13 protein-coding genes are annotated in these 21,658 nt (G+C 71.8%); 12 read left to right on the forward strand and 1 reads right to left on the reverse strand.

What is annotated here, in order from left to right:
• The first annotated feature begins 2 nt into the window (after nt 1-2).
• The 11 genes from ACFWJB_RS32335 (at nt 3) to hpnR (ending at nt 18,004) form a co-directional block, all read left to right on the forward strand.
• Entirely contained in the window at nt 3-2,099 is a 2,097-nt protein-coding gene (locus ACFWJB_RS32335) for a glycosyltransferase (protein ID WP_386926680.1), read from the forward strand.
• On the forward strand, nt 2,092-3,225 hold the full coding sequence (locus ACFWJB_RS32340; RefSeq protein ID WP_386926682.1) for a sugar phosphate nucleotidyltransferase: 1,134 nt from the start codon (nt 2,092-2,094) through the stop codon (nt 3,223-3,225). Before ACFWJB_RS32335 ends, ACFWJB_RS32340 begins: the two co-directional genes overlap by 8 nt.
• Complete coding sequence (locus tag ACFWJB_RS32345) at nt 3,222-4,145, forward strand: carbohydrate kinase family protein (protein ID WP_386926684.1); 924 nt, start codon at nt 3,222-3,224, stop codon at nt 4,143-4,145. Before ACFWJB_RS32340 ends, ACFWJB_RS32345 begins: the two co-directional genes overlap by 4 nt.
• A gap of 13 nt (nt 4,146-4,158) precedes the next feature.
• Nucleotides 4,159-7,221 (forward strand): HAD hydrolase family protein, encoded by a 3,063-nt coding sequence (locus ACFWJB_RS32350; RefSeq protein WP_386926686.1) that lies wholly within the window; start codon nt 4,159-4,161, stop codon nt 7,219-7,221.
• A complete protein-coding gene (gene malQ, locus ACFWJB_RS32355; protein WP_386926688.1) occupies nt 7,218-9,314 on the forward strand; it encodes a 4-alpha-glucanotransferase in 2,097 nt (698 codons plus the stop codon). Before ACFWJB_RS32350 ends, malQ begins: the two co-directional genes overlap by 4 nt.
• The gene (locus tag ACFWJB_RS32360; RefSeq protein WP_386926690.1) at nt 9,295-10,461 is read left to right on the forward strand and encodes a sedoheptulose 7-phosphate cyclase; all 1,167 of its coding nucleotides are present in this window, start codon (nt 9,295-9,297) and stop codon (nt 10,459-10,461) included. The genes malQ and ACFWJB_RS32360 overlap by 20 nt, the downstream gene beginning before the upstream one ends.
• Nucleotides 10,458-10,832, forward strand: a complete 375-nt coding sequence (locus tag ACFWJB_RS32365) for a cupin domain-containing protein (protein ID WP_386926692.1) — start codon at nt 10,458-10,460, stop codon at nt 10,830-10,832. The genes ACFWJB_RS32360 and ACFWJB_RS32365 overlap by 4 nt, the downstream gene beginning before the upstream one ends.
• Nucleotides 10,813-11,901, forward strand: a complete 1,089-nt coding sequence (locus ACFWJB_RS32370; RefSeq protein WP_385464261.1) for an ROK family protein — start codon at nt 10,813-10,815, stop codon at nt 11,899-11,901. The genes ACFWJB_RS32365 and ACFWJB_RS32370 overlap by 20 nt, the downstream gene beginning before the upstream one ends.
• Complete coding sequence (locus ACFWJB_RS32375) at nt 11,898-12,821, forward strand: SDR family oxidoreductase (RefSeq protein ID WP_386926695.1); 924 nt, start codon at nt 11,898-11,900, stop codon at nt 12,819-12,821. Before ACFWJB_RS32370 ends, ACFWJB_RS32375 begins: the two co-directional genes overlap by 4 nt.
• 222 nt (nt 12,822-13,043) lie before the next feature.
• A complete protein-coding gene (locus tag ACFWJB_RS32380) occupies nt 13,044-16,010 on the forward strand; it encodes a carbohydrate binding domain-containing protein (protein ID WP_385464267.1) in 2,967 nt (988 codons plus the stop codon).
• A 494-nt stretch (nt 16,011-16,504) separates the two neighbouring features.
• Nucleotides 16,505-18,004 carry a hopanoid C-3 methylase HpnR gene (gene hpnR / locus ACFWJB_RS32385; protein ID WP_385464270.1) on the forward strand — a complete coding sequence of 500 codons (1,500 nt, stop codon included), beginning with the start codon at nt 16,505-16,507 and terminating at the stop codon, nt 18,002-18,004.
• A gap of 239 nt (nt 18,005-18,243) precedes the next feature.
• Here hpnR and ACFWJB_RS32390 read toward each other — a convergent pair whose 3' ends face one another.
• The gene (locus ACFWJB_RS32390) at nt 18,244-19,686 is read right to left on the reverse strand and encodes an endo-1,4-beta-xylanase (RefSeq protein ID WP_385471555.1); all 1,443 of its coding nucleotides are present in this window, start codon (nt 19,684-19,686) and stop codon (nt 18,244-18,246) included.
• 422 nt (nt 19,687-20,108) lie between these two features.
• Here ACFWJB_RS32390 and ACFWJB_RS32395 point away from each other — a divergent pair, with 422 nt between their 5' ends.
• Entirely contained in the window at nt 20,109-21,575 is a 1,467-nt protein-coding gene (locus ACFWJB_RS32395) for a non-reducing end alpha-L-arabinofuranosidase family hydrolase (protein ID WP_385471553.1), read from the forward strand.
• Nucleotides 21,576-21,658 lie beyond the last annotated feature (83 nt).

Genomic DNA, 21,658 nt, shown 5'->3' on the forward strand with positions numbered 1-21,658 from the left:
ACGTGACCGAGCCTCCGATGCACATCATCGAGACCTACTTCGAATGCTGCGGCTTCGACCACACCTTCCTGCAGGGCGGCACCTCGGTGTACCTGTGGAACCTCTCCCGGGAGTTCGCCGCCCGCGGGCACCGGGTCTCCCTCGTCACCCCCGCGCACGGCAGACTCGACGACCTGCGCGGCAGGTACGAGGTGGAGGACCTCGGCTACTCGGACGAGTACCGACTGCCGCTGGTCCTGGACCCGGACGTGTGGCGCGGCTTTCCCCCCGAGGTCGAGCTGCCCGTACGCACCACCGCGCACCGTATCCGCCTCGACGGTGTGGACCTGTACTTCCTGTCCAACGAGCACCTCGACCGGCTCCCGGACACCTTCTACCCGCCGTACTCCGCCAAGGGCCGGGACCTGGTCTTCTTCAAGCCGCTGGTCTTCCAGGTGGACAGCGTGCGCTTCCTGCGCCACTGGTTCGGCGGGGAGCGGGCGATCGTCCACGCCCACGAGCCCTTCTACCACTACCTGCTGCCGGCCGCGCTGCGCGACGACCCGACGAAGCACGTCGTCAGCACGGTGCAGAGCAACATGCCGATCACCAAGAAGGTCTACGCGCCCGAGGTCCGGCGCCTGCTCGAGCTCCTGGGCACACCGGACGGCCTGCCGCGGGAGCAGCACCCGCCGGCCGAGCCGGACCTCGAAGCGGTGCGCCAGTACCAGCAACTGACCCATCTGCACTACGAGTACCCGCCGGACCACGTGGCCGTCTACCAGTTGGTCCTGGAGAACGCCGACCTGATCGACTTCCTCTCGCCCGGCCAGCTCGACTTCTACGCCTCCTTCCGGGACACGCCCTTCGAGGCGCTCTTCGCGCACCTGCCCCTGGCGCAGGCCGTGAAGGAGAACGCGCACAAGATGTTCGTCGGGGGCTGCGCCATATCCGACCAGTGGCTCGCCTGGGACGTGGGGGAGGTGGACCGGTCGGCGGTGCTCGAAGGGCTGGGACTGGATCCCGCGCTGCCGACGTTCTTCCACAACGCCCGCTATGCCCTGCACCACAAGGGCCAGCTGGAACTGATGCGCGCCGTCGACCGGGTGCTGGGCGACGGCCTGGCCGCGAACTTCGTCGTGCGCTGCATCTCCGGCGCCCCGCTCGACGACCCCTACTTCCGCGAGGTCGCCGAACGGCACCGGGGCCGGCTGCACCTGGAGTCGGAGCGGGTGGACGAGCGGCGGGTGTTCGAGTACGCGTCGGCCGCCGACTTCTGCCTGTTCCCCTCCAAGTTCGAGATGGACACCTTCCTCATCGCCCAGGGCGAGGCGATGGTGTGCGGGGCGGTGCCCATCGCGACGGCGCAGGAGGGCATGGCGCACTTCCGGCACGCCCGGCCCGAGCCGGAGGCCACCGGCCTCGCCGTCAACCGCTCCTTCGCCGAGGACGACCCGCTGCTCACCGCCGCGCTCGCCGCGCGCATCCGGGAGGCGGTGGCGCTGTGGTCCGGCGACCCGGCCCGCCACCGCGAGCTGTCCCAGCGCGCGGCGGCGGTCGCCCGGCGGTTCACCTGGGAGCACTGCGCGGACCTGCATCTCGCCGCGTTCGGCCGCCTGTGGCGGGGCGAGCCGGCCGAGCTGCCCGCCGAACGCGCCCTGCGGCACGGCTGGTTCGACCTGCTGAAGGACGAGGAGATCACCGAGGAGGCGGCCCTCGCCCACGGCGACCCGGTCGCGTACGCGCGCCGCGCCCCCGTCGACGCCACGGTCGCCCGGCGGTTCTTCCACGCGGCCTGGGAGCGGGCCGACTTCGGCACGTGCGAACGGATCGTGGACCGCTACCCGACCGCGGTGACCGCCGAGGAGGTGCGCGCCCTGCGGGAGCGGTGCTCGGCCGGCGGCGACGGCGGGCTGGTGTACCGGCTGCCGCACGCCGAGCGGGTGGAGCTGGTGACCCCGGCCCCGCGTGGCCCGGCGGCCCGGGCGCTGCCAGGGGTGCGGGAGCTGCGCCGTACCGCGCCCGGCGTGTTCGAGGGACCGCCGCCAAGGCCGGAGGCACGGCTGCTGCTGACGCTGTCCTCCGGCCGGGTCACCTGGGACGAGGCCCGTCATGGCTGAGCGGGGAGGGGTGCGCGCGGTGCTGCTGGCGGGCGGCGAGGGGCGGCGCATGGGGCCGCTGGGCGAGGGGCGCCTGAAGCCGCTCGTCCCGTACGGAGGCGCCTGCCGCCTGATCGACTTCAGTCTCGCCAACGCGCGCGACTCGGGGCTGGGGGAAGTACTGCTGCTGTCCCAGTACGAGGAACGCCGGCTGATGGACGACCTGCACCGGGTGTGGAACCGCGATTCGGACTTCCGGGTGCACTTCGGTCCGTACGACGACGCCTACCGGGCGGCGGGCGCCGGACTCCCCCGCGAGCTGCCCGCACGTACCTGGCCGGCCGAGCGCGGTACCGCGGACGCCCTGATCCGCAAGGCCGGGCACGTCTTCGGTGGTGGCCGCGAGCAGGTCCTGGTGCTGCACGCGGACCACGTCTACCGCTTCGACTACCGGCCGTTGATCGCGGAGCACCGGGCCTCCGGCGCCGCCCTGACCGTCGCCTACCAGCGGATCGAGCGGCGCTGGGTCCACCTGTTCGGGATGGTCCGCTTCGACCGGGCGGGCCGGCTCACCGAGTTCACGGAGAAGCCGGCCGAACCGACCAGCGACCTGGTGTTCGCCGCGTTCTGCGTCTTCGACGCCGCGGTGCTGCAGCGCTACCTGGAGAAGCTGGACGGCACCGGCTGGCAGCACGACATCAGCCGGGACGTCATCCCCGCGATGCTCGCGGGCGGCGAGGACATCCGCGGTCACGAGGTCGCCGGCCACTGGGAGGACATCGGCACCGTCGAGCGCTACCACCGGGCGCACCTGATGCTCGCGGCCGGCGGGCCGCGGGCCGGGCTCCCGGTCGAGCGGATGCCCAGGACCGTCCGGCCCGGGGTGGACCGGGGCTGGGTGGCCGACTCCTCGGGCGTGGTCGCCTCGTTGGTCCCTGCGGACCTGGTCAACGACGGCCGGGTGGAGCACAGCGTGCTCTTCCCCGGCGTCACCGTCGGGGCGGGCGCCCGGGTCCGGCGCAGCGTGCTGCTGCCCGGTGCCACGGTCGGTCCCGGTCGGGACATCGACTCGGCGGTGGTCCTGGAGAACGGACAGGTGCAGCAGGTCGCGGACGCCGCGGCCGTCACGGAAGGAACCCGTACATGAACCCGTCCCCCTACGACGTCCTGGTGGTCGGCGGAGCCGGCGTGGACACCGTCGTCCGCGTCGAGAAACTGGAGGTCCCCCCGGGTGACTCGCTGCACGTGCCGCCGGTGTACGACTACGTGGCGCACACCGGCAACGGCGTGGCGCTCGGCTGGCACGCCCTGGGCCTCACCACCAAGTTCATCGACTTCCTCGGCGACGATCCCCAGGGGCACGCCGTGCTCGCCGCGTACGCCGGGCACGGTCTGGACTTCGGCCACGTGGTGTCCCCGCACGGCACCCCGCGCGGCGTCAACCTGGTCGACGCGCAGGGCCGCCGCTTCTCCTTCTACGACTCCCGGCACCCCGCGGACCTGCGGCTGCCGCGCGCCTTCTACCTGCCCCACCTGGAGCGGGCACGCCATGTCCACCTCTCCATCGTGGGGCACAACCGCGACCTGTACGAGGACGTCCACCGGCTCGGGGTGACCAGCTCCACCGACCTGCACGACTGGGACGGGCTCAACCCCCACCACCGCACCTACGCCCTCGCCTCCGACTACGTCTTCATGAGCGCCGCGGCCGTCCACGACCGGCTTCCGGAAGTCCTGCACGGCATCGTCGACGAGGGCCGGGCCCGCTTCGTCGTGGCCACCGACGGCGCGGACGGCTGCCACGTGCTCGTGCGGGGCGAGGCGGAGGTGCGCCACTTCCCGGCCGTGCGGCCGGAGCGGCCCGTCGTCGATTCCAACGGGGCCGGCGACGCCTTCGTCACCGCCTTCCTCCACGCCCACTTCGAAGGGCTGCCGGTGGAGGAGTGTGTCCTGGCCGGATCGGTGTCCGGGGCCTTCGCCTGCTGTGCCGCCGGCACCCACACCGAGTTCATCGACCTGCCCGGCCTGCGCGCGGCCTGCGCCCGCGCGCAGGCCGCGGCGGAGTGAAGGAGCCCCGCGCGTGCACATCGTCACCTTCTCCTTCGAGTGCGGCGGCTTCGACAACCGGCTGATGCGCGGCGGGCTGTCCCCGCTCGTGTGGAACCTGTCCCGCGAGTACGCCGCACGCGGCCACCGCGTCTCGCTGGTCACGCCCGCGCACGGTCACCTCCGGGCCCTGCGGGAGCGGTTCGACGTACGGGAGCTCGACTACCGCGACGAGCACACGGTGCCGCTCGTGCTCGACCCCAAGACGTGGCCCGGCCGGCCCGCCGAGACCGGTCTCGCCCTCGACACCCGCGCCCACCTGTTACGCCTGGACGGCGTGGACGTCTACCTGCTGTCCGACGCCTTCCTGGACCTGCTGCCGGACCGGCTCTATCCGCCTCCGGCCTCCGAGGGCCGGGACCTGGCATACCTCAAGCCGCTGGTCTTCCAGGTCGGCGGTCTGCGCTTCGTCCAGCGCCACCTGGCGGACGGCCCGACGGTCGTGCACGGCTTCGAGCCCTACTACCACTACCTGCTGCCCGCGGTCCTCGCCGGCGACGACCGGTACCGGACGGTGAGCACGGTCGCCGCGAACGCCCCCGTCACGCAGAAGGTGTACCGGCCGCAGGTGGAACGGCTGCTGGAGCTCTTCGGGGTCCGCGGACCGGACCTCGACGCGCTGGACGGGCCACCTCCCGCCGAGGACTCCCCCCTGGCCGTCATGGCCCGGGCACTGGCCGGCACCCGTATGCACGCCGAGTACGGGCCGGACCACGTCGGTGTGTTCCCGCTGATCGCCGACCGCGCGGATCTGGTCGACTTCGTGTCCCCCGGTCAACGCGACCACTACGTCACCTGGCAGGACACGCCGCTCGAAGCCCTGTTCCAGTCGTTGCCCGTGGCGCGGCGGCTGCGGGAACGGCCGGACCGGCTGCTGGCCGGCGGCTGCGGCATCGCGGACAGCTGGCTGGCGCGCGATCCGCAGGCCGTGGACCGGGCCGCGGTGCGCCGGTCGCTCGGCCTGACGGGCACCGGTCCGGTCTTCTACCACGCCGCCCGCTACGCGGTGCACCACAAGGGCCAGCTGGAGCTGATGCGGGCCGTGGAGGAGGTGCTGGCCGCAGATCCGGAGGTGGGTTTCGTGATCCGCTGCTCGACCGGGGGCGGCGGTGACGTGCCGGCGGCGGTCGCGAACGCCGCGTTCCAGCGGCTCGCCGACCGCTTTCCGGGACAACTCCACCTGGAATGGCGGCTCGCCGACGAGGACACGTTGTTCGAGCAGGCGGCGAGCGCCGACTTCTGCGTGTATCCGTCCAAGTTCGAACTGGACGGCTTCCTCATCGCCCAGGCCGAGGCGATGGCCTGCGGGGCGGTACCGATCGCCACCGCCCAGCGGGTGACCTCCCACTTCGGGCACGGGCGGCCCCTCGACGACCCGGACGCGACGGGGTTCTCCGTGCCGGGTTCCTTCCGCGACGACGACCCGGGGCTGGCCCGGGCCCTGGCCGAGCGAATACGCGAGGCCGTGACGGTCTTCCGCACGGCACCCGACACCTACGCCCGGCTCTCGGGCAACGCCCGGCGCCTGGGCCGCTCGTTCACCTGGGCCCGCAGCGCGGACCTGCGCCTGGCCGCCTACGAGCGTCTGCTGCGCGGCGAGCGCGCACGGCCGCCGGCCGGCGAACTGGTCGAGCGGGGCTGGCTGGAGGCGCTGCCGTCCGCCGCCCATGCCGAGCATCGTGAGCTGATCACGCGGGCGGCGACGGAACGCGGTGACGCCACCGCCCTCACCCGCGCTCTCGGGTGCGGCGTCGACGACCTCGGAGCGGACGACTGGGAGCGGTTGTTCGCCTCGGCCGACCGCCGGGGGGACTTCGCCCGCTGTGCCGAACTGGCCCGGCGGGCGGGCCTGCCGGACCTGTGGGCCCGGCAGGCGGACCGCTTCCGGCTCGCCGCGGCTCCGGACGGCACGTGGCGCGTGCGGTACGCGCACGCCGAGGCGGAACGGGTCGAGCTGGTGGTCGAGGCGCCCGCGGCGGCCACGCCGCGCCCGGAGCCGGTTCGCACAATGCCGTCGGCGCCGCGTCCTCCGCTGGAGTCGGTCACCGAGGCCCTCGCCTCCGACGAGCCGGATCCCGCCCCCGGCGGTGCCCTGCTGCGGCCGCTCGCCGGCGGCGACGGCGTGTTCACGGCGACACTGGACGGGCCGCCCGTCGGAGGACACGCCGTCGCCATGGTGACCCTGCGCTCCGGCCGGGTGGTCTGGGACACCGTGCCGACCCGCGCCCCCGCGTTCCGGCTGGTGGCGACCGATCTCGACGGCACGCTGCTGCGCAGCGACCTGACCGTGTCGGCGCGCACCCGCCGGGCGCTGGAACGGGTCGCCTCGTCCGGCGCCCACCACCTGGTGGTCACCGGACGCCCCGCGGTGGCCTGCAGGCAGCTCCTGAACGCCCTCGGCTACCGGGGTCTGGCCGTCTGCGGCCAGGGCGCGCAGCTGTACGACGCCGGTGCGGACCGCCTGCTGTCCTCGGTGTCCCTGGACCGTGATCTCGCCCGCGGCGTCGTCGCGAAGGTCGAGGCCGAGCTGGGCCGGGTCGAGCTCGGCGTCGTCACCTCGCCGCCGGAGAGCCGGTTCAAGGTGACCCCCGGCTTCGGGGAGCGGGTCCGTCACGGCTGGGACGTGACGACCGACCCGGGCCGGCTGTGGGCGGCGCCCATCGACAAGCTGATCCTGCACCACCCGCACGTCGACGAGGACCGGCTGGCCGCCGTCGCGCAACGGCTGACGGGCGGTGAGGTGACCGTCGTGCACTCGGTCAAGGGCATGGTGGAGGTCCTGCCCGCGGGCACCGACAAGGGCACCGGTGTGGCCCGGGCCGCCGAACTGCTGGGCTTCACCGGCGCCGACACCGTCGCCTTCGGCGACATGCCCAACGACATCCCGCTGCTGGCCTGGGCCGCTCACGGCGTGGCGGTCGCCAATGCCCACCACGACCTGCGGGCCATGGCCGACGAGGTCGCCCCGGGCAACGACGAGGACGGGGTCGCCGTCGTCCTCGAACGCCTCTTCGCGCCGGAAGGGGGACGTCCGTGACCCGCCCCACCGCGCCCGGCGCGTCCCTGCGGGACCTGGCCCGCGCGCACGGCGTGAGCACCGAGTACGTCACCGACCGCGGTGGCCGCGTCACCGTGGCCGCGGACACCCTGGTCGCGGTCCTGGCCGCGTGCGGCGTGGACGCGAGCACCCCGGACGCCACCCGGCGGGCCCTGGCCGCCCGGTGGGCGGCGGACGCCGACAGGCTGCTTCCGCGCTGCGTGGTCGTCCGTGCCGGATCGGCCGCGAGGCTGCGGCTGCCGCCCGGCGCCGAGGCCCGCGTCGTCCTGGAGGGCGGTGGCGAGAGCGGCCCCGGGGACCCGCTGCCGCCGGGCGCGCACGTCCTGCGGGCCGTCGCGGGCCGGCGGCGGGCGTCCGCTCCGCTGCTGTCGGTGCCCGAGCGTATCCCCGTGCCCGAGCGGCGCGGCTGGGGCTTCCTGGTCCAGCTGTACTCGGTGCTCTCCCGCAGGTCCTGGGGCATGGGCGACCTGGCCGACCTCGCGGAGCTGGCCTCCTGGTCCGGCCGCGCGCTGGGCGCCGGCTTCGTCCAACTGGGGCCGCTGCACGCGGTGGAACCGGGCCCACTGCCCGACCCGTCGCCGTACCGGCCGAGTTCGCGGCGGTTCGCTGACCCGATGCACGTCCGGGTGGAGGAGGTGCCGGAGTACCGGTACCTCGACCGGGAGGCCCGTCGCGCGGTGGACTCCTGCGCCGCCCGGGCGCGGGCCCTCAACGAGCGCGTGCTGAACGGCGGGACGCTGATCGACCGGGAGGCGGTGCGTGCGCTCAAGTTCGAGGCGCTGCGCCATGTGTACCGGGTGCCGGCCCCGCCCGGCCGCCGTGCGGCTCTGGAGGCGTTCACCGCCCGCGAGGGCGGGGACCTGACGGACTTCGCCACCTGGTCCGCGCTGGCCGAGGTGCACGGCGGCGCCTGGCGGTCGTGGCCCGAGGGGCTGCGCGACCCGCGGTCGCCGCGGGTGGCCGAGGCGCGCGAGGAACTGGCGGAAGCCGTCGCGTTCCACCGCTGGCTGGCGTGGATCACCGACGAGCAGCTCGCCGCCGCGCAGCGCGCGGCGAAAGACGCGGGCATGGACATCGGCCTGGTGCACGACCTGGCGGTGGGCGTCGCCCCCGAGGGGGCCGACGCCTGGGCGCTGCGGCACTGCCTGGCCGGCGGGATGAGCGTCGGGGCACCGCCGGACGACTTCAATCCGCTCGGTCAGGACTGGGGCCAGCCGCCCTGGAGGCCGGACGCGCTGGCCGCCGAGGGGTACCGGCCGCTGGCCGGGCTGCTGCGCGCCGGCATGCGGCACGCGGGGGCCCTGCGGGTCGACCACGTCATGGGGTTGTTCCGGCTGTGGTGGGTGCCCGAGGGCCGGCCCCCGTCCGAGGGCACCTACGTCCGCTACGACGCGGAGGCCATGCTCGGCGTGCTGCTCCTGGAGGCCCACCGGGCCGGGGTGGCGGTGATCGGCGAGGACCTCGGCACGGTGGAGCGCGGCGTCCGCGAGGAGCTGGCCGCGCGCGGCGTGCTCGGCACGTCGGTGCAGCGCTTCGAGTACCTGGGCGGTTCCGAGGGACGGCACGGTCCGCTGCCGCCGCGGCAGTGGCGCCGGAACTGCCTGGCCACGCTGACCACCCACGACCTGCCGACGACCGCCGCGTGGCTGAGCGGCGAACACGTCGACCTGCGGGCCCGGCTGGGACTGCTGACCCGCCCGGAACCGGAGGAGAGGGCGCAGGCGGCGACCGAACGGGACGGCTGGCTGGCGGAACTGCGCCGGCAGGGCCTGCTGCCCGACGCCGACGGCGAGCTGGTCGCCCTGCACCGTTTCCTGACCCGCACCCCGTCCACCCTGCTCGGGGTCTGGCTGCCGGACGCCACCGGCGACCGCAGACCCCAGAACCTGCCCGGTACCGCCGACGTGCACCCCAACTGGAGGCTGCCGGTGGCGGACGGGCACGGCCGGCCGGTGCCCTTGGAGGACCTGCCCGGCCATCCCCATGTACAGGCCGTCGCCCGCGTGTTCGCCGACGGCGGCGAACCGCACGGAACGAAGACCGAGGAGAGAGATGTCAGGCCAGGCCCTTGATCGGCTCGAGGGAGTCCGTGAGGACTCCGAAGGCTTCGACCTGCTGGCGCCGGACGGCACGCGCTACCGCGTGGACGTCACCGACGGAGTGTTCGACCCCCGCAACCCACTCCTCGCGGGCCATGTGGCGGGACGGCGCGTGGTGGCCTTCGTCGGCCCCACGGTGGACCGTCTCTACGGCGACCGGCTGCGCGCCTACCTCGGCGCCCGGCTGGAGCCGGGCAGCTGGAGCGTCCACACCATCGACAGCGGTGAACGGAACAAGACCCTCGCGTCGGTGGAGCGGGTGTGCGCCCTCGCCAAGGCGTCCGGCCTCGACCGGCACGGGGTGATGCTCGCCGTGGGCGGCGGGATCGTCGCGGACGTCGTGGGCTTCGCGGCCTCGATGTACGCCCGCGGCATCCGCTACATCAAGGTCAACACCACCCTGGTGGGGCAGGTGGACGTGGGCGTCGGGGTGAAGACCGGCGTCAACGCCCTGGATTCCAAGAACATGTTCGGCGCCTACCACCCCGCGCACGCCTCGCTCAACGATCCCGCCCTGCTGGCCACACTTCCGGCCCGGGAGATCCGCTGCGGCCTCGCGGAGATCGTGAAGATGGCCGTGATCCTCGACTCCGACCTCTTCCGGGCGCTGGAGAAGCACCCCGACGCCTTCCAGCGTTCCTCCGACGGTGCGCTGGAGACGTACGTGCTGCGCACCTCGATGCGGCTGATGATGGAGGAGCTCTGCCCCAACCTCCGCGAGCACGACCTCGCCCGGCTCGTCGACTTCGGGCACACCTTCAGCCCGGTGATCGAGACGGCCGGCGGCCACCGCCTGGAACACGGCGAGGCGGTCGCCGTCGACATGGCCCTGACGGCGCATGTGGCCCGGCTGCTGGGGCTCCTCGACGCGGAGAGCTGCGCGCGCCTGGTGACGCTGCTGCGCCGCATCGGCCTCCCCGTGTTCGACCCGGCCACCTGCACACCGGAGCTGATGACGCAGGCCCTGCACGCCTCCTGGCAGCGGCGGGGGCGCAGACTGAACCTCGTCGTGCCGACCGGCGTCGGCAAGGCGGACTTCGTGGAGCGGCTGGAGGACCTGCCCGCCGACGTGCTGCGGGCCGCCCTGGACGCGCTGGCGAGCGACGGGGGCACGGAGTGACCGCCCGCGACGTGGTGAACCTCGACACGCTCCTGCGCGGCAAGGAGCACGACCACGGCGGGCTGGGCACGATTCTCGCGCACCGCCTGTTCGCCCGCGCCGAGGGCGGCGTGGGAGCGGAGTTCGTCGACATCGCCGTGCTGCCGCCCGGCACGTCCATAGGGCGCCACCGGCACGCCCGGGACCGTGAGACGTACGTCGTGCTCAGCGGCAGCGGGTTGATGTACCGGGACGGCACCGAGTTCCGCGTCGGTGCCGGGGACGTCGTCGTCAACCGGCCGTACGGCGAGCACGGCCTCGTCAACGACTCGGCCGCCGATCTGTGGCTTCTGGTCTTCGAGGAGGAGCTCCGTGACCATCCCGTGGTCTGACCCTCTCGCCGCCGGTCCGGCGCACCGCGCGGACCCCTGGCGGCCCCACGACGTCTTCACCGTGCTCGACGTGGGAGGCACGACGCTGCGGACCGGGAGCTACGACCCGGTGACGGCGGCCGTCTCCCGCGTGCGCCGGGTGCCGGTCGAGGGCATGGCCCGTCATCCGGGGGACCCGGTGGCCGGTCTGCAGCGCCGCGTCGTGGACCAGATCGTCCACGAGGTCGGCCGGCACGCCGCGGCAACGGCGCCGCGCGCCGTCGGCGTGGCCTTCGCCGGGCCGATCTCCGCCGGCGGTCTGGTGCTGGCCGCTCCCACGGTGTGGGGGCGGCGCGGTGACCCGCTGCCGCTGGGGCAGCTCCTGACGGAACGGACCGGCGTGCCGGTCGTGGTGGTCAACGACCTGACCGCCGCGGCCTGGCGCTACGCGGCGACCGAGACGGAGCCGTTCTGTCTGATCACCGTCAGTTCCGGCATCGGCAACAAGGTCTTCCGAGGCGGGGAGGTGCTGCTGGACGCGGACGGACACGGGGGCGAACTCGGGCACTGGGTGTGTGATCCGTCCCCGGGGGCGCCGCTGTGCGACTGCGGTGCTCGCGGCCATCTCGGTGCCGTCGCCTCCGGGCGGGGGGTGCTCGCCGCGGTCCGCCGTGCGGCGGACGCCGACCCGGCCGGCTTCGCCCGGTCCCGGCTGGCCGCGCGCTGCGGCGGCCGCGTGCCCGGCATCGACAACCCGTCCGTCGCGGCCGCGGTGCGGGAGGGCGACGCGTTCACGACGCGGGTGCTGCGCGGCACCCTCACGCATCTCGCGCAGGCGATCGGTGCCGTCTTCACCTCCGTGGGGGTGTGCCGGTACATCGTGATGGGCGGCTTCGCCCTGGCGGTCGGCGAACGCTACCGGGAGCTGCTGGTGGGCGAGTTGGTGAGACTTGGGTGCTTCGGCCTGGACGCGGACGCGGTCGACGCCATGGTGTCCCTCGGTGAACCGGACGACGACCACGGCCTGATCGGTGCCGGCAGACTGCTGGCCGACCGGATGTCCCGGCCGTCCCCGGCGGGTGCCCGATGAGCGCCGTGGGCACCCTCGTCGTGGGCAGCGGTTTCGTCGGCACGGGCATCGCGCGACGGCTGGCGGCGGCCGGTGAGCCGGTCACCGTCACCTCGCGCCGCCGCCCCGAGCGCCTCCCGGACCTCCCGGGGATCCGGTGGCAGGCCCTGGACGCCACCGATTCCGCGGCGTGCGGCCGGCTCGTGGCCCGGCTGAACCCGCGGAGCATCGTCCTCGTGCACGGCCCGTCCGACGTCACGTGGTGCGAGGAGCACCCGGACCCGGCCGTCGCGGCGCACACCGCAGCTGCCGCCCACTTCGCCGCGCTGGCCGGGGACGCGAGGCTGCTGATGATCTCCACCGACAACGTCTTCGACGGGTCCCGGCCCGACAACCCCGAGGACGCCCCGGTCTCCCCGGCCAATGCCTACGGCCGTGCGAAGCTGCGGGCGGAACGGATGGTGCTTCGCGCGGCGGCGGACGCGGTGGTGCTGCGGGTCAGCCTCGTCTACGGGCACGAGCGCGCGGACGCGGGCAAATGGCTCAACTTCTTCGCCGCGTGCGCGCACCGGCTGCGGCGCGGCGAGCAGGTCAGGGTGCCACGGGACCAGTGGACGACCCCGGTGCTGGTGGACGACGTCGCGGAGGTGACGGCGGCCCTGCTGGGCGCCGACGCGCCCCTCCCGCCGGTCCTCCATCTGGGTGGGCCGGACCGCGTGAGCCGTGCCGCCTGGGCCGCGGTCGTCGCCGAGACGCTGGGGGCGCCCGCGCACCTGGTCGTGCCGGTGCCGCGGGCGGCCACACGGTACGCCTCCCGACCGGAGAACGCGTGCCTGACCGGCTCCCGTCTGGCTCGGCTGCCGGCCACCGGGGCGATCACCGTCCGGGGCGTGCGGGAGGGCGCCCGGTACCTGGCCCCGGCGTTCACGGCGGCACGCTGAGCCCCGGTGGCCTTCCCCGCTCGTGGTCGGGGGCAGGGCGGTGCGGACACCCTTTACGGGTCTGTCATGTACGAGTAACCTCCGGGTGGCTGCAAGGTGTTGCTGCAAGTTTCCGAGATGCGGCGCATCACAGGCACGGGCGCAGGAGGCCTCGAGGCGCGTCAGGGTCTCCGGGGCGTCCGCACGACAACCGGCCCTCCCCACCGCATCCTGGAGACGCGCATGAGACGCCGCCGCTCCCTCGCCCGCCCCTGGGCGGCAGGAGTTCTCGCCGCAGGCATCCTCGTCCTGCCCCTGACCACTCCCACCACGTCCGAGGCCGCCGCAGCGCCGGCCTCCCCGACCGCCGCCTCGGCCACCGTCTTCTACTACACGAAGACGAAGAACTGGACGGACCACTATCTCCACTACGCCCCCGACGGCGGAAGCTGGACGACCGCCCCCGGCACGCGCATGGAAGCCGCCTGCACGGACTGGGTGAAGCTCACCGTCGACCTGGGATCCGCCGCAGGGCTGAAGGCCACCTTCAACAACGGCAAGAGTGTCTGGGACAACAACGGCGGCCAGGACTACGCCCTGGGCACCGGGAACATCACGGTCAAGGACGGCGTGGTGGCGCACAGCGACCCCTGCGCCGGGACCGGAGGACCCGGCAACGAGGCGACCGTCTACTACTCGACCCAGACCCTCGGCTGGACCACCGCCAACCTGCACTACCAGCCCGCCGGCGGCTCCTGGAGCGCCGTGCCCGGCGTGGGCATGGAGGCCGCCTGCGCCGGCTGGTGGAAGCGGACGGTCGGCCTGGGCTCCGCGACCTCGCTCAAGACTGCCTTCAACAACGGCAACGGGGTCTGGGACAACAACAACGGCTCGGACTACACCCTGGCCTCCGGGACCAGCACGGTGAAGAACAACACCGTCACCACGAACGCGGAGGACCCGTGCGCCGCCGGGGAACCCGACACCGAGGCGCCCACCGTCCCGGCCGGCGTCCGGGCGAGCGCGACCGACACCTCCGTGGTCCTGTCCTGGAACGCCGCCACCGACGACACCGGCGTGACCAAGTACCAGGTCACCCGGACCGGCGGCACCAAGGGCACCACGGTCACCGACGTGACCTCCACCGTGCACTCGGACACCGGCCTGGAGGAGAACACCACCTACACCTACACGGTCAAGGCCGTGGACGCGGCCGGCAACGCCTCGGCCGCCTCCGCCCCGGCTTCGGCCACCACCGGGAAGAAGCCGCCGGCGCCTCCCACGGGCGCACCGCTGGGCACGGACCCGCGCAAGGACCCGATCTACTTCGTCATGACCGCCCGCTTCAACGACGGCGACAGCTCCAACAACCGCGGTGGCAACCAGCACGTCAAGTCCGGCAACGCGGCGAACAACGACCCCATGTTCCGCGGTGACTTCAAGGGCCTGGTCGAGCGGCTCGACTACATCAAGGCCCTCGGCTTCTCCGCGGTCTGGATCACGCCGGTCGTCCTCAACCGCTCCGACTACGACTACCACGGCTACCACGGCTACGACTTCTACAGGGTCGACGCCCGCCTGGAGTCGGCCGGCGCGACCTACCAGGACCTGATCAACGCGGCCCACGCCAAGGGCATGAAGATCTACCAGGACGTCGTCTACAACCACAGCTCCCGCTGGGGCGCCAAGGGCCTGTTCACGCCGACCGTGTACGGCGTGCGGGACAACCAGTGGAGCTGGCTCTACGACGAGAAGAACGCGGGCTTCGAGTACGACGGTCTGACCGTCGAGACCAAGTCCGGCAAGTCGTACTACAACGGCGACCTCTGGTCGACCGCCGAACCGACCGGCAACACCTGCCTGAACTGGGGCAAACCCACCGGGACCAAGAGCCCCGAGGGTTACACGATCTACAACTGCCAGTGGCCGAACCCCACATCGGGCATGTTCCCCAAGGCGTACTACCACAACTGCTGGATCGGCAACTGGGAGGGCGAGGACTCCCGCTCCTGCTGGCTGCACGACGACCTCGCCGACTTCAACACCGAGTCGGCACCCGTGCAGAACTACCTGATCGGCGCCTACAACAAGTACATCGACATGGGTGTCGACGGCTTCCGCGTCGACACGGCCGTCCACATCCCCCGCGTCACCTGGAACCGCCGCTTCCTGCCGGCCATCCATGAGCGCGTCACCCAGAAGTTCGGGGCCGAGGCCGCGAAGAACTTCTTCGTCTTCGGCGAGGTCGCCGCCTTCGTCAACGACAAGTGGAACCGGGGCTCGGTCAACCACTCGGCGCAGTTCTACACCTGGAAGGAGCGCAAGGAGTACAGCGCCGACGACGGCAAGGCGGCACTCGAACAGTACGACTACGAGAACGGCCAGGGCACAAGCAACCAGCCGACCTCGAACAACGCCTTCCTGGACGGCAACACCTACCACGCGCCCGACCACAGCAAGTTCTCCGGCATGAACATCATCGACATGCGCATGCACATGAACTTCGGTGACGCGTACAACGCCTTCGGCAACGGCAAGGACTCCGACGACAGCGTCAACGACGCCACTTACAACGTCGTCTACGTCGACAGCCACGACTACGGACCCAACAAGAGCAACGAACGCTACACGGGCGGCACCGACGCGTGGGCCGAGAACATGTCCCTGATGTGGACCTTCCGCGGCATCCCCACCCTCTACTACGGCTCGGAGATCGAGTTCCAGAAGGGCAAGAAGATCGACTGCGGCCCTACCTGCCCCCTCGCCACGACGGGACGCGCCTACTACGGCGACCACCTGGCCGGCTCTGTCACGGCCTCCGGCTTCGGCACGGTGGAGTCCGCGAGCGGCAAGGTCGCCACCACCCTGGACCAACCGCTGGTGAAGCACCTGCAGCGACTGAACCAGATCCGCCGGGCCGTCCCGGCCCTCCAAATGGGTCAGTACTCCACGGAGGGCATCTCCGGCGGCATGGCCTTCAAGCGCCGGTACACCGACGGCGGCACCGACAGCTTCGCGCTGGTCGCCGTGACCGACGGCGCCACCTACACCGGCATCCCCAACGGCACCTACCGGGACGCGGTCACCGGCGACACCCGCACCGTCTCCGACGGCAGGCTCACCGTCGGGGCGCCCGGAAAGGGCAACCTCCGCGTCTACGTCCTCGACGGCCCCGGCAAGATCGGGACGGGAGGCCCCTACCTGAAGTAGGAACCTCCCGGTCGAGCCGGCGGATCACCGGGCGGAGCCGCCCCACCCACCCGGCCGGAAGACGAAAGCACCGTTCCGAGGTGCCCACCGCGATCCAGCGGCGGGCACCTCGCCGCACACCACCCATCAGCTCGACGGACGCGGGAAGGGTTCCGGCCTCCGGCAGCGGTGTCCACGTCCGGCTCTCCCGCGAGGCGGAGTTCCAGCACGGGTGGAGGATCATCGCTCAACTGGGGACGGAGCCAGAGCCTCGGCGTCCCGCTCGTCCGCCGTGGCGGCATGGGCCGGGACAAAGACATGGCCGATCCTCTGGGCAACGCGGCTTACGGACGCCGACCAGACCAGGGCCACTCCTACGTGGCGTCTGACGCGACCATGCAGCGCAATGCGCGGTACGCGGCGGCCGTCCGGCGGGAGGCCCTTGGGGACACTCCTCGCTCTCCCTGTTCGTTTCCAGGAGCCCGCTTCTCCTCAGGCTCCCCCCGAGGTGACCCATGCGTGTGCTGCTCGTCCATCCCAGCGCCCTGATGTACTCCGAGATCTTCCTGCGGCTGGAGCCCCTCGGCCTGGAAAGGGTGGCCGGCGCCGCCCTGGAGGCCGGCCACGAGGTGCGGGTCGTGGACCTCCAGGTGCTGCCGGTGACACGGCTGCGCGACGAGATCCGGTCGTTCCTGCCCGAGGCCGTCGGCTTCTCACTGAACTACCTGGCGAACATCCCAGAGGCGATCGACCTGGCCGCGAAGGTGAAGCGAGAGGTTCCGGGCTGCTTCGTCTTCTTCGGCGGACACAGCGTCTCCTTCGTCGCGGAGGACGTACTGGAGCAGGCGGCCGGGGCGGTGGACGCGGTGGTCCGGGGCGAGGGCGAGCCGGCGATCACCCCACTGCTGGAGGCGGTGCGCGACGGCGGGGTGGGCGGCGTCCCGGGCATCATCACCGCCGCCGGACGCGGACCCGCGCCGCTGATGATGCACGGCATCGACACGCCGCTCCCCGCCCGCGACCTGATGCGCAACCGCCGCCGCTACTTCATCGGCGAGCTGGACCCGTGCGCCTCCGTCGAGTTCACGCGCGGCTGCCCCTGGGACTGCTCGTTCTGCTCCGCCTGGACGTTCTACGGCCGCAGCTACCGGAAGGCCTCCCCCGAGGCGGCGGCCGAGGACCTGGCGCGGATCCGGGAACCGAACGTGTTCATCGTCGACGACGTGGCCTTCATCAAACCGGACCACGGCAACGCCATCGCCGCCGAGGTGGAGCGGCGCGGCATCCGCAAGCAGTACTACCTGGAGACACGCAGCGACGTGCTGCTGCGCCACCCCGAGGTCTTCGAAAGGTGGGCACGGCTGGGCCTGCGCTACATGTTCCTGGGCATGGAGGCCATCGACGCGGAGGGACTGGACCTGTTCCGCAAGCGGATCAGCCCTGACGAGAACCTCCGCGCCCTGGAAACGGCCCGCCGCATGGGCATCCAGGTCGCCATCAACCTGATCGTCGATCCCGGCTGGGACGAGGAGCGCTTCCGGGTGGTGCGGGAGTTCGCACTCTCGGTCCCGGAGATCGTCCACTTCACCGTGATGACGCCCTACCCCGGCACGGAGATCTGGCACACCGAGTCACGCAGGCTCACCACCCGCGACTACCGGCTCTTCGACATCCAGCACGCCGTGGTGCCCACCACGCTGCCGCTGGCACGGTTCTACGAGGAACTGGTCCGCACGCAGGCCGTGATCAACCGCAAGCACCTGGGCCTGCGCACCGCCTTCGGCGCCGCTCGTATCCTGGGGCGCAACCTGCTGCACGGGCAGACGAACTTCGCGCGCATGCTGTGGAAGTTCAACCAGGTCTACAACCCCAGCCGCCAACTGGCCGACCACGCCCGGCCGGTGCGCTACGAACTTCCCCTGCCGCAGCCGGTCGACGTCGGCGACCGGCGCCGGCTGTACGTGCACACCCGTGGCGGCGTCCAGGGCGCGACCGCCCGCCGGACGGACGACTGACCGACGAATGGTCCGGGTACCCAGGGGCCCGATCGATGTCGCCGACCTGACCGAGCGGGTAGAGAGCGACGGCTTGGTCCGCCGGAACGCGGCCACGTCCTGTCCGGGAACCCTGGCGGCGCCGGGCGAGGCACTCGTGCACTGCGAGGAGAGGGCCCCGCCCTGCGCTTCGGCGAGGGCCGCCGCCGGCTCGGCGGCGGCCCTCGCGGGCATCGGCGGTCTCTTCGTGGCCGGCCTCGTCAGGCGCGGGTCCAGCGCTGGTTGCTCCCGCCGCCGCAGGCGTACAGCTGGATCTGCGTCCCGTTGGCGGTGCCGGCGCCGACCGCGTCGAGGCAGCGGCCCGACTGGACGCCGACGATGGTGCCGTCGGAGTTCAGGCGCCACTTCTGGTTGTCGCCACCCCAGCAGCTGTAGATCTGCACCTTGGAGCCGTTGCCGGTGCCGGCGGCGTCCAGGCACTTGTCGCCGTAGACCCTGAGCTCACCGGAGCTGGTCAGCGTCCACTGCTGGTTGGTGCGGCCGTTGCAGTCGTAGAGCTGGACCTGCGTGCCGTCGGTGGTGCCGGCGTTGGGCACGTCCAGGCAGCGGCCCGAACCGACGCCCTTGATCGCGGCGCCGTCACCGGGCTCCGGGTCCGGGTCGCCGCCGGAGCCGCCGTTGAGGGCGTTCAGCACGGCGGTGTACGCCGCCTTCTTGCTGCCGTCGTTGTTGAACAGCAGCGGCGTGTCCCCCGACCGCCAGGAGTCGCTGTCGCGCACGCCCCAGACGGTGATGCCGAGGCAGCGCGAGACGGCCAGGCAGTCGTTGACCACGTTGGCGTAGGTCGTGGACGAGGCGCCCTGGATGTCGAGTTCGGTGATGGCCACGTCGACGCCGAGGGCGGCGAAGCTCTGCAGGGTGGTGCGGAAGTTGCTGTTGTAGGGGCTGCCGCTGTTGAAGTGCGACTGGAAGCCGACGCAGTCGATCGGCACGCCGCGCTGCTTGAAGTCCCGGACCATGGAGTACATGGCCTGGGTCTTGGCCCAGGTCCAGTTCTCGACGTTGTAGTCGTTGTAGCAGAGCTTGGCCGACGGGTCGGCGGCGCGCGCGGTGCGGAAGGCGACCTCGATCCAGTCGTTGCCGGTGCGCTGCAGGTTGGAGTCGCGCCGGGCTCCCGAACTGCCGTCGGCGAAGGCCTCGTTCACGACGTCCCACTGGGCGATCTTGCCCTTGTAGTGGGCCATCACGCCGTTGATGTGGTCGGTCATCGCCTGGCGCAGCGCGCTGCCGCTGAGGCTCTGCATCCAGCCGGGCTGCTGGGAGTGCCAGGCCAGGGTGTGCCCGCGCACCTGCTTGCCGTTCTGCACCGCCCAGTTGTAGACGCGGTCGGCGGCTTGGAAGTTGAACTGGCCCCGCTGCGGTTCGGTGGCGTCGATCTTCATCTCGTTCTCGGCCGTCACCATGTTGAACTCACGGCCCGCGATCGACGTGTACGTCGAGTCGCTCAGTCTGCCGGAGGCGATGGCGGTGCCGAAGTAGCGGCCGCTCTGCGCCGCCGCGGCGCCGAGCGTGCTCTCGGCGGCGTGTGCGGTCGTCGGTGCGACGACTGCGCCGACCACACCGAGGGCGCCGGCGACCAGCGTCGGTAACAGGATGCGGATCTTCCGTCGGAGGACGGGTCTGGGAAGTGCGTAGGAGCCCACTGCTGTGCCTCCAAGGCAGGAATGACGGATCACCGGACACTGCGGTCGCGGGATTCGTTCGAAATCTCGTACTACGGTCGGTTCACCAGACAGGATGATTGAGGCTTGACGGTGACTCGTCAACCCTCTCGGGCAGGGAAAGTTGCCGGACTTCTATCGAAACTTTCGATACTCACCTTGCGTGGCCAAAACCTCGGGTCGACCAGCCATACCGCAGTTGCGCCAAGGCCAGAGGGAGAAATCATTAGCGGGCAGATCGGCAACAGGCCTTGACCGGAGCACCCTGCCTTCCTAGCTTGTGCCGTCACAGAATCGGATTAGCTTCGAAAGTTTCGAACCCGTCCTTGCCTCGGCGTGGCTACCGCTCCGTGTACATCGGCGTCACCTCACCCCCCGAACCTCACCCCCCAAGGAGGCCCTCCATGCGGTTTCGCCACCTGTCCCCGATCCGTCCGAGACGCTTACTCGGCGTCCTCGCGCCCCTGCTGCTGGTGGCCGCCTTCCTCGGTGCCCAGCCCGCCGAGGCCGCGACCGTCGACCCCAACGCCTCGTACGTACTGGTCAACCGCAACAGCGGCAAAGCCCTTGACGTCTACAACCTGGCGACCGACGACGGCGCCCGCATCACCCAGTGGACCAGGAACGACCAGGCCCAGCAGCAGTGGCAGTTCGTCGATTCCGGGGACGGCTACTACCGCATCAAGTCCCGCCACTCGGGCAAGGTGCTGGACGTCCACAACTGGTCCACCGCGAACGGTGGCCCGATCGTCCAGTGGGCCGACCTGAACGCCACCAACCAGCAGTGGCGGCTGGCCGACAGCCCGGACGGCTACGTGCGGATCATCTCGCGCCACAGCAACAAGGCCCTCGAAGTGCAAGGGGGCTCCACCGCCGACAACGCGAACGTCGTCCAGTACGACGACTGGGGCGGCGCCAACCAGCAGTGGCAGCTCGTCAAGGTCGGCGCCGGCACCCCCGGCTCGTGCGAACTCCCGTCGGCCTACCGCTGGACCTCCACGGGCGCGCTGGCGCAGCCCAAGCAGGGGTGGGTCTCGCTCAAGGACTTCACCGTCGCCCCGTACAACGGCAGGCAACTCGTCTACGCGACCACGCACGACACGGGGACGAGGTGGGGTTCGATGAACTTCGGCCTGTTCACCAACTGGTCGGAGATGGCCTCGGCCGGGCAGAACACGATGTCCGGTTCCACGGTCGCACCCACGCTGTTCTACTTCGCGCCGAAGAACATCTGGGTCCTCGCCTACCAGTGGGGCGGGACCGCCTTCTCCTACCGGACGTCGAGCGACCCCACCAATCCGAACGGCTGGTCGTCCGAGCAGGTGCTCTTCTCCGGAAGCATCTCCGGCTCCGGAACCGGACCCATCGACCAGACACTCATCGGTGACGGCACGAACATGTACCTGTTCTTCGCCGGCGACAACGGCAGGATCTACCGGGCCGCCATGCCGATCGGGAACTTCCCCGGAAGCTTCGGCTCTGCCTCGACCGTGGTCATGAGCGACACGACCAACAACCTGTTCGAAGCCCCGCAGGTCTACAAGCTGCAGGGCCAGAACCGCTACCTCATGATCGTCGAGGCGATCGGCTCGCAGGGCCGGTACTTCCGCTCGTTCACGGCCACCAGCCTGAACGGCTCATGGACACCCCAGGCCGCGACCGAGAGCAACCCGTTCGCCGGCAAGGCCAACAGCGGCGCCACCTGGACCAACGACATCAGCCATGGCGAACTGATCCGCACCAGCCCGGATCAGACCATGACCGTCGATCCCTGCAATCTGCAGTTGCTCTACCAGGGACGCAGCCCCAGCTCCGGTGGCGACTACGGCCTCCTGCCCTACCGTCCGGGTCTGCTGACCCTGCGGCGCTGACGGCACGACAGGGTCCGGCTCCGAGGGGAGTCCGGCGTGGGGGGGGGGGGGGGGGGGCCGGGGCCCCCCCCCCGGGCCGGGCC

The sequence above is a fragment of the Streptomyces sp. NPDC127100 genome, from assembly GCF_042724095.1.
In the GTDB taxonomy this organism is placed as follows: domain Bacteria; phylum Actinomycetota; class Actinomycetes; order Streptomycetales; family Streptomycetaceae; genus Streptomyces.

Excerpts from the sequence above, each read along its gene's own strand:
- ACFWJB_RS32340 (WP_386926682.1), top strand. The coding sequence starts at position 2,092 with ATGGCTGAGCGGGGAGGGGTGCGCGCGGTGCTGCTGGCGGGCGGCGAG.
- ACFWJB_RS32345 (WP_386926684.1), top strand. The coding sequence starts at position 3,222 with ATGAACCCGTCCCCCTACGACGTCCTGGTGGTCGGCGGAGCCGGCGTG.
- ACFWJB_RS32360 (WP_386926690.1), top strand. The coding sequence starts at position 9,295 with ATGTCAGGCCAGGCCCTTGATCGGCTCGAGGGAGTCCGTGAGGACTCC.
- ACFWJB_RS32375 (WP_386926695.1), top strand. The coding sequence starts at position 11,898 with ATGAGCGCCGTGGGCACCCTCGTCGTGGGCAGCGGTTTCGTCGGCACG.
- ACFWJB_RS32380 (WP_385464267.1), top strand. The coding sequence starts at position 13,044 with ATGAGACGCCGCCGCTCCCTCGCCCGCCCCTGGGCGGCAGGAGTTCTC.
- hpnR (WP_385464270.1), top strand. The coding sequence starts at position 16,505 with ATGCGTGTGCTGCTCGTCCATCCCAGCGCCCTGATGTACTCCGAGATC.
- ACFWJB_RS32395 (WP_385471553.1), top strand. The coding sequence starts at position 20,109 with ATGCGGTTTCGCCACCTGTCCCCGATCCGTCCGAGACGCTTACTCGGC.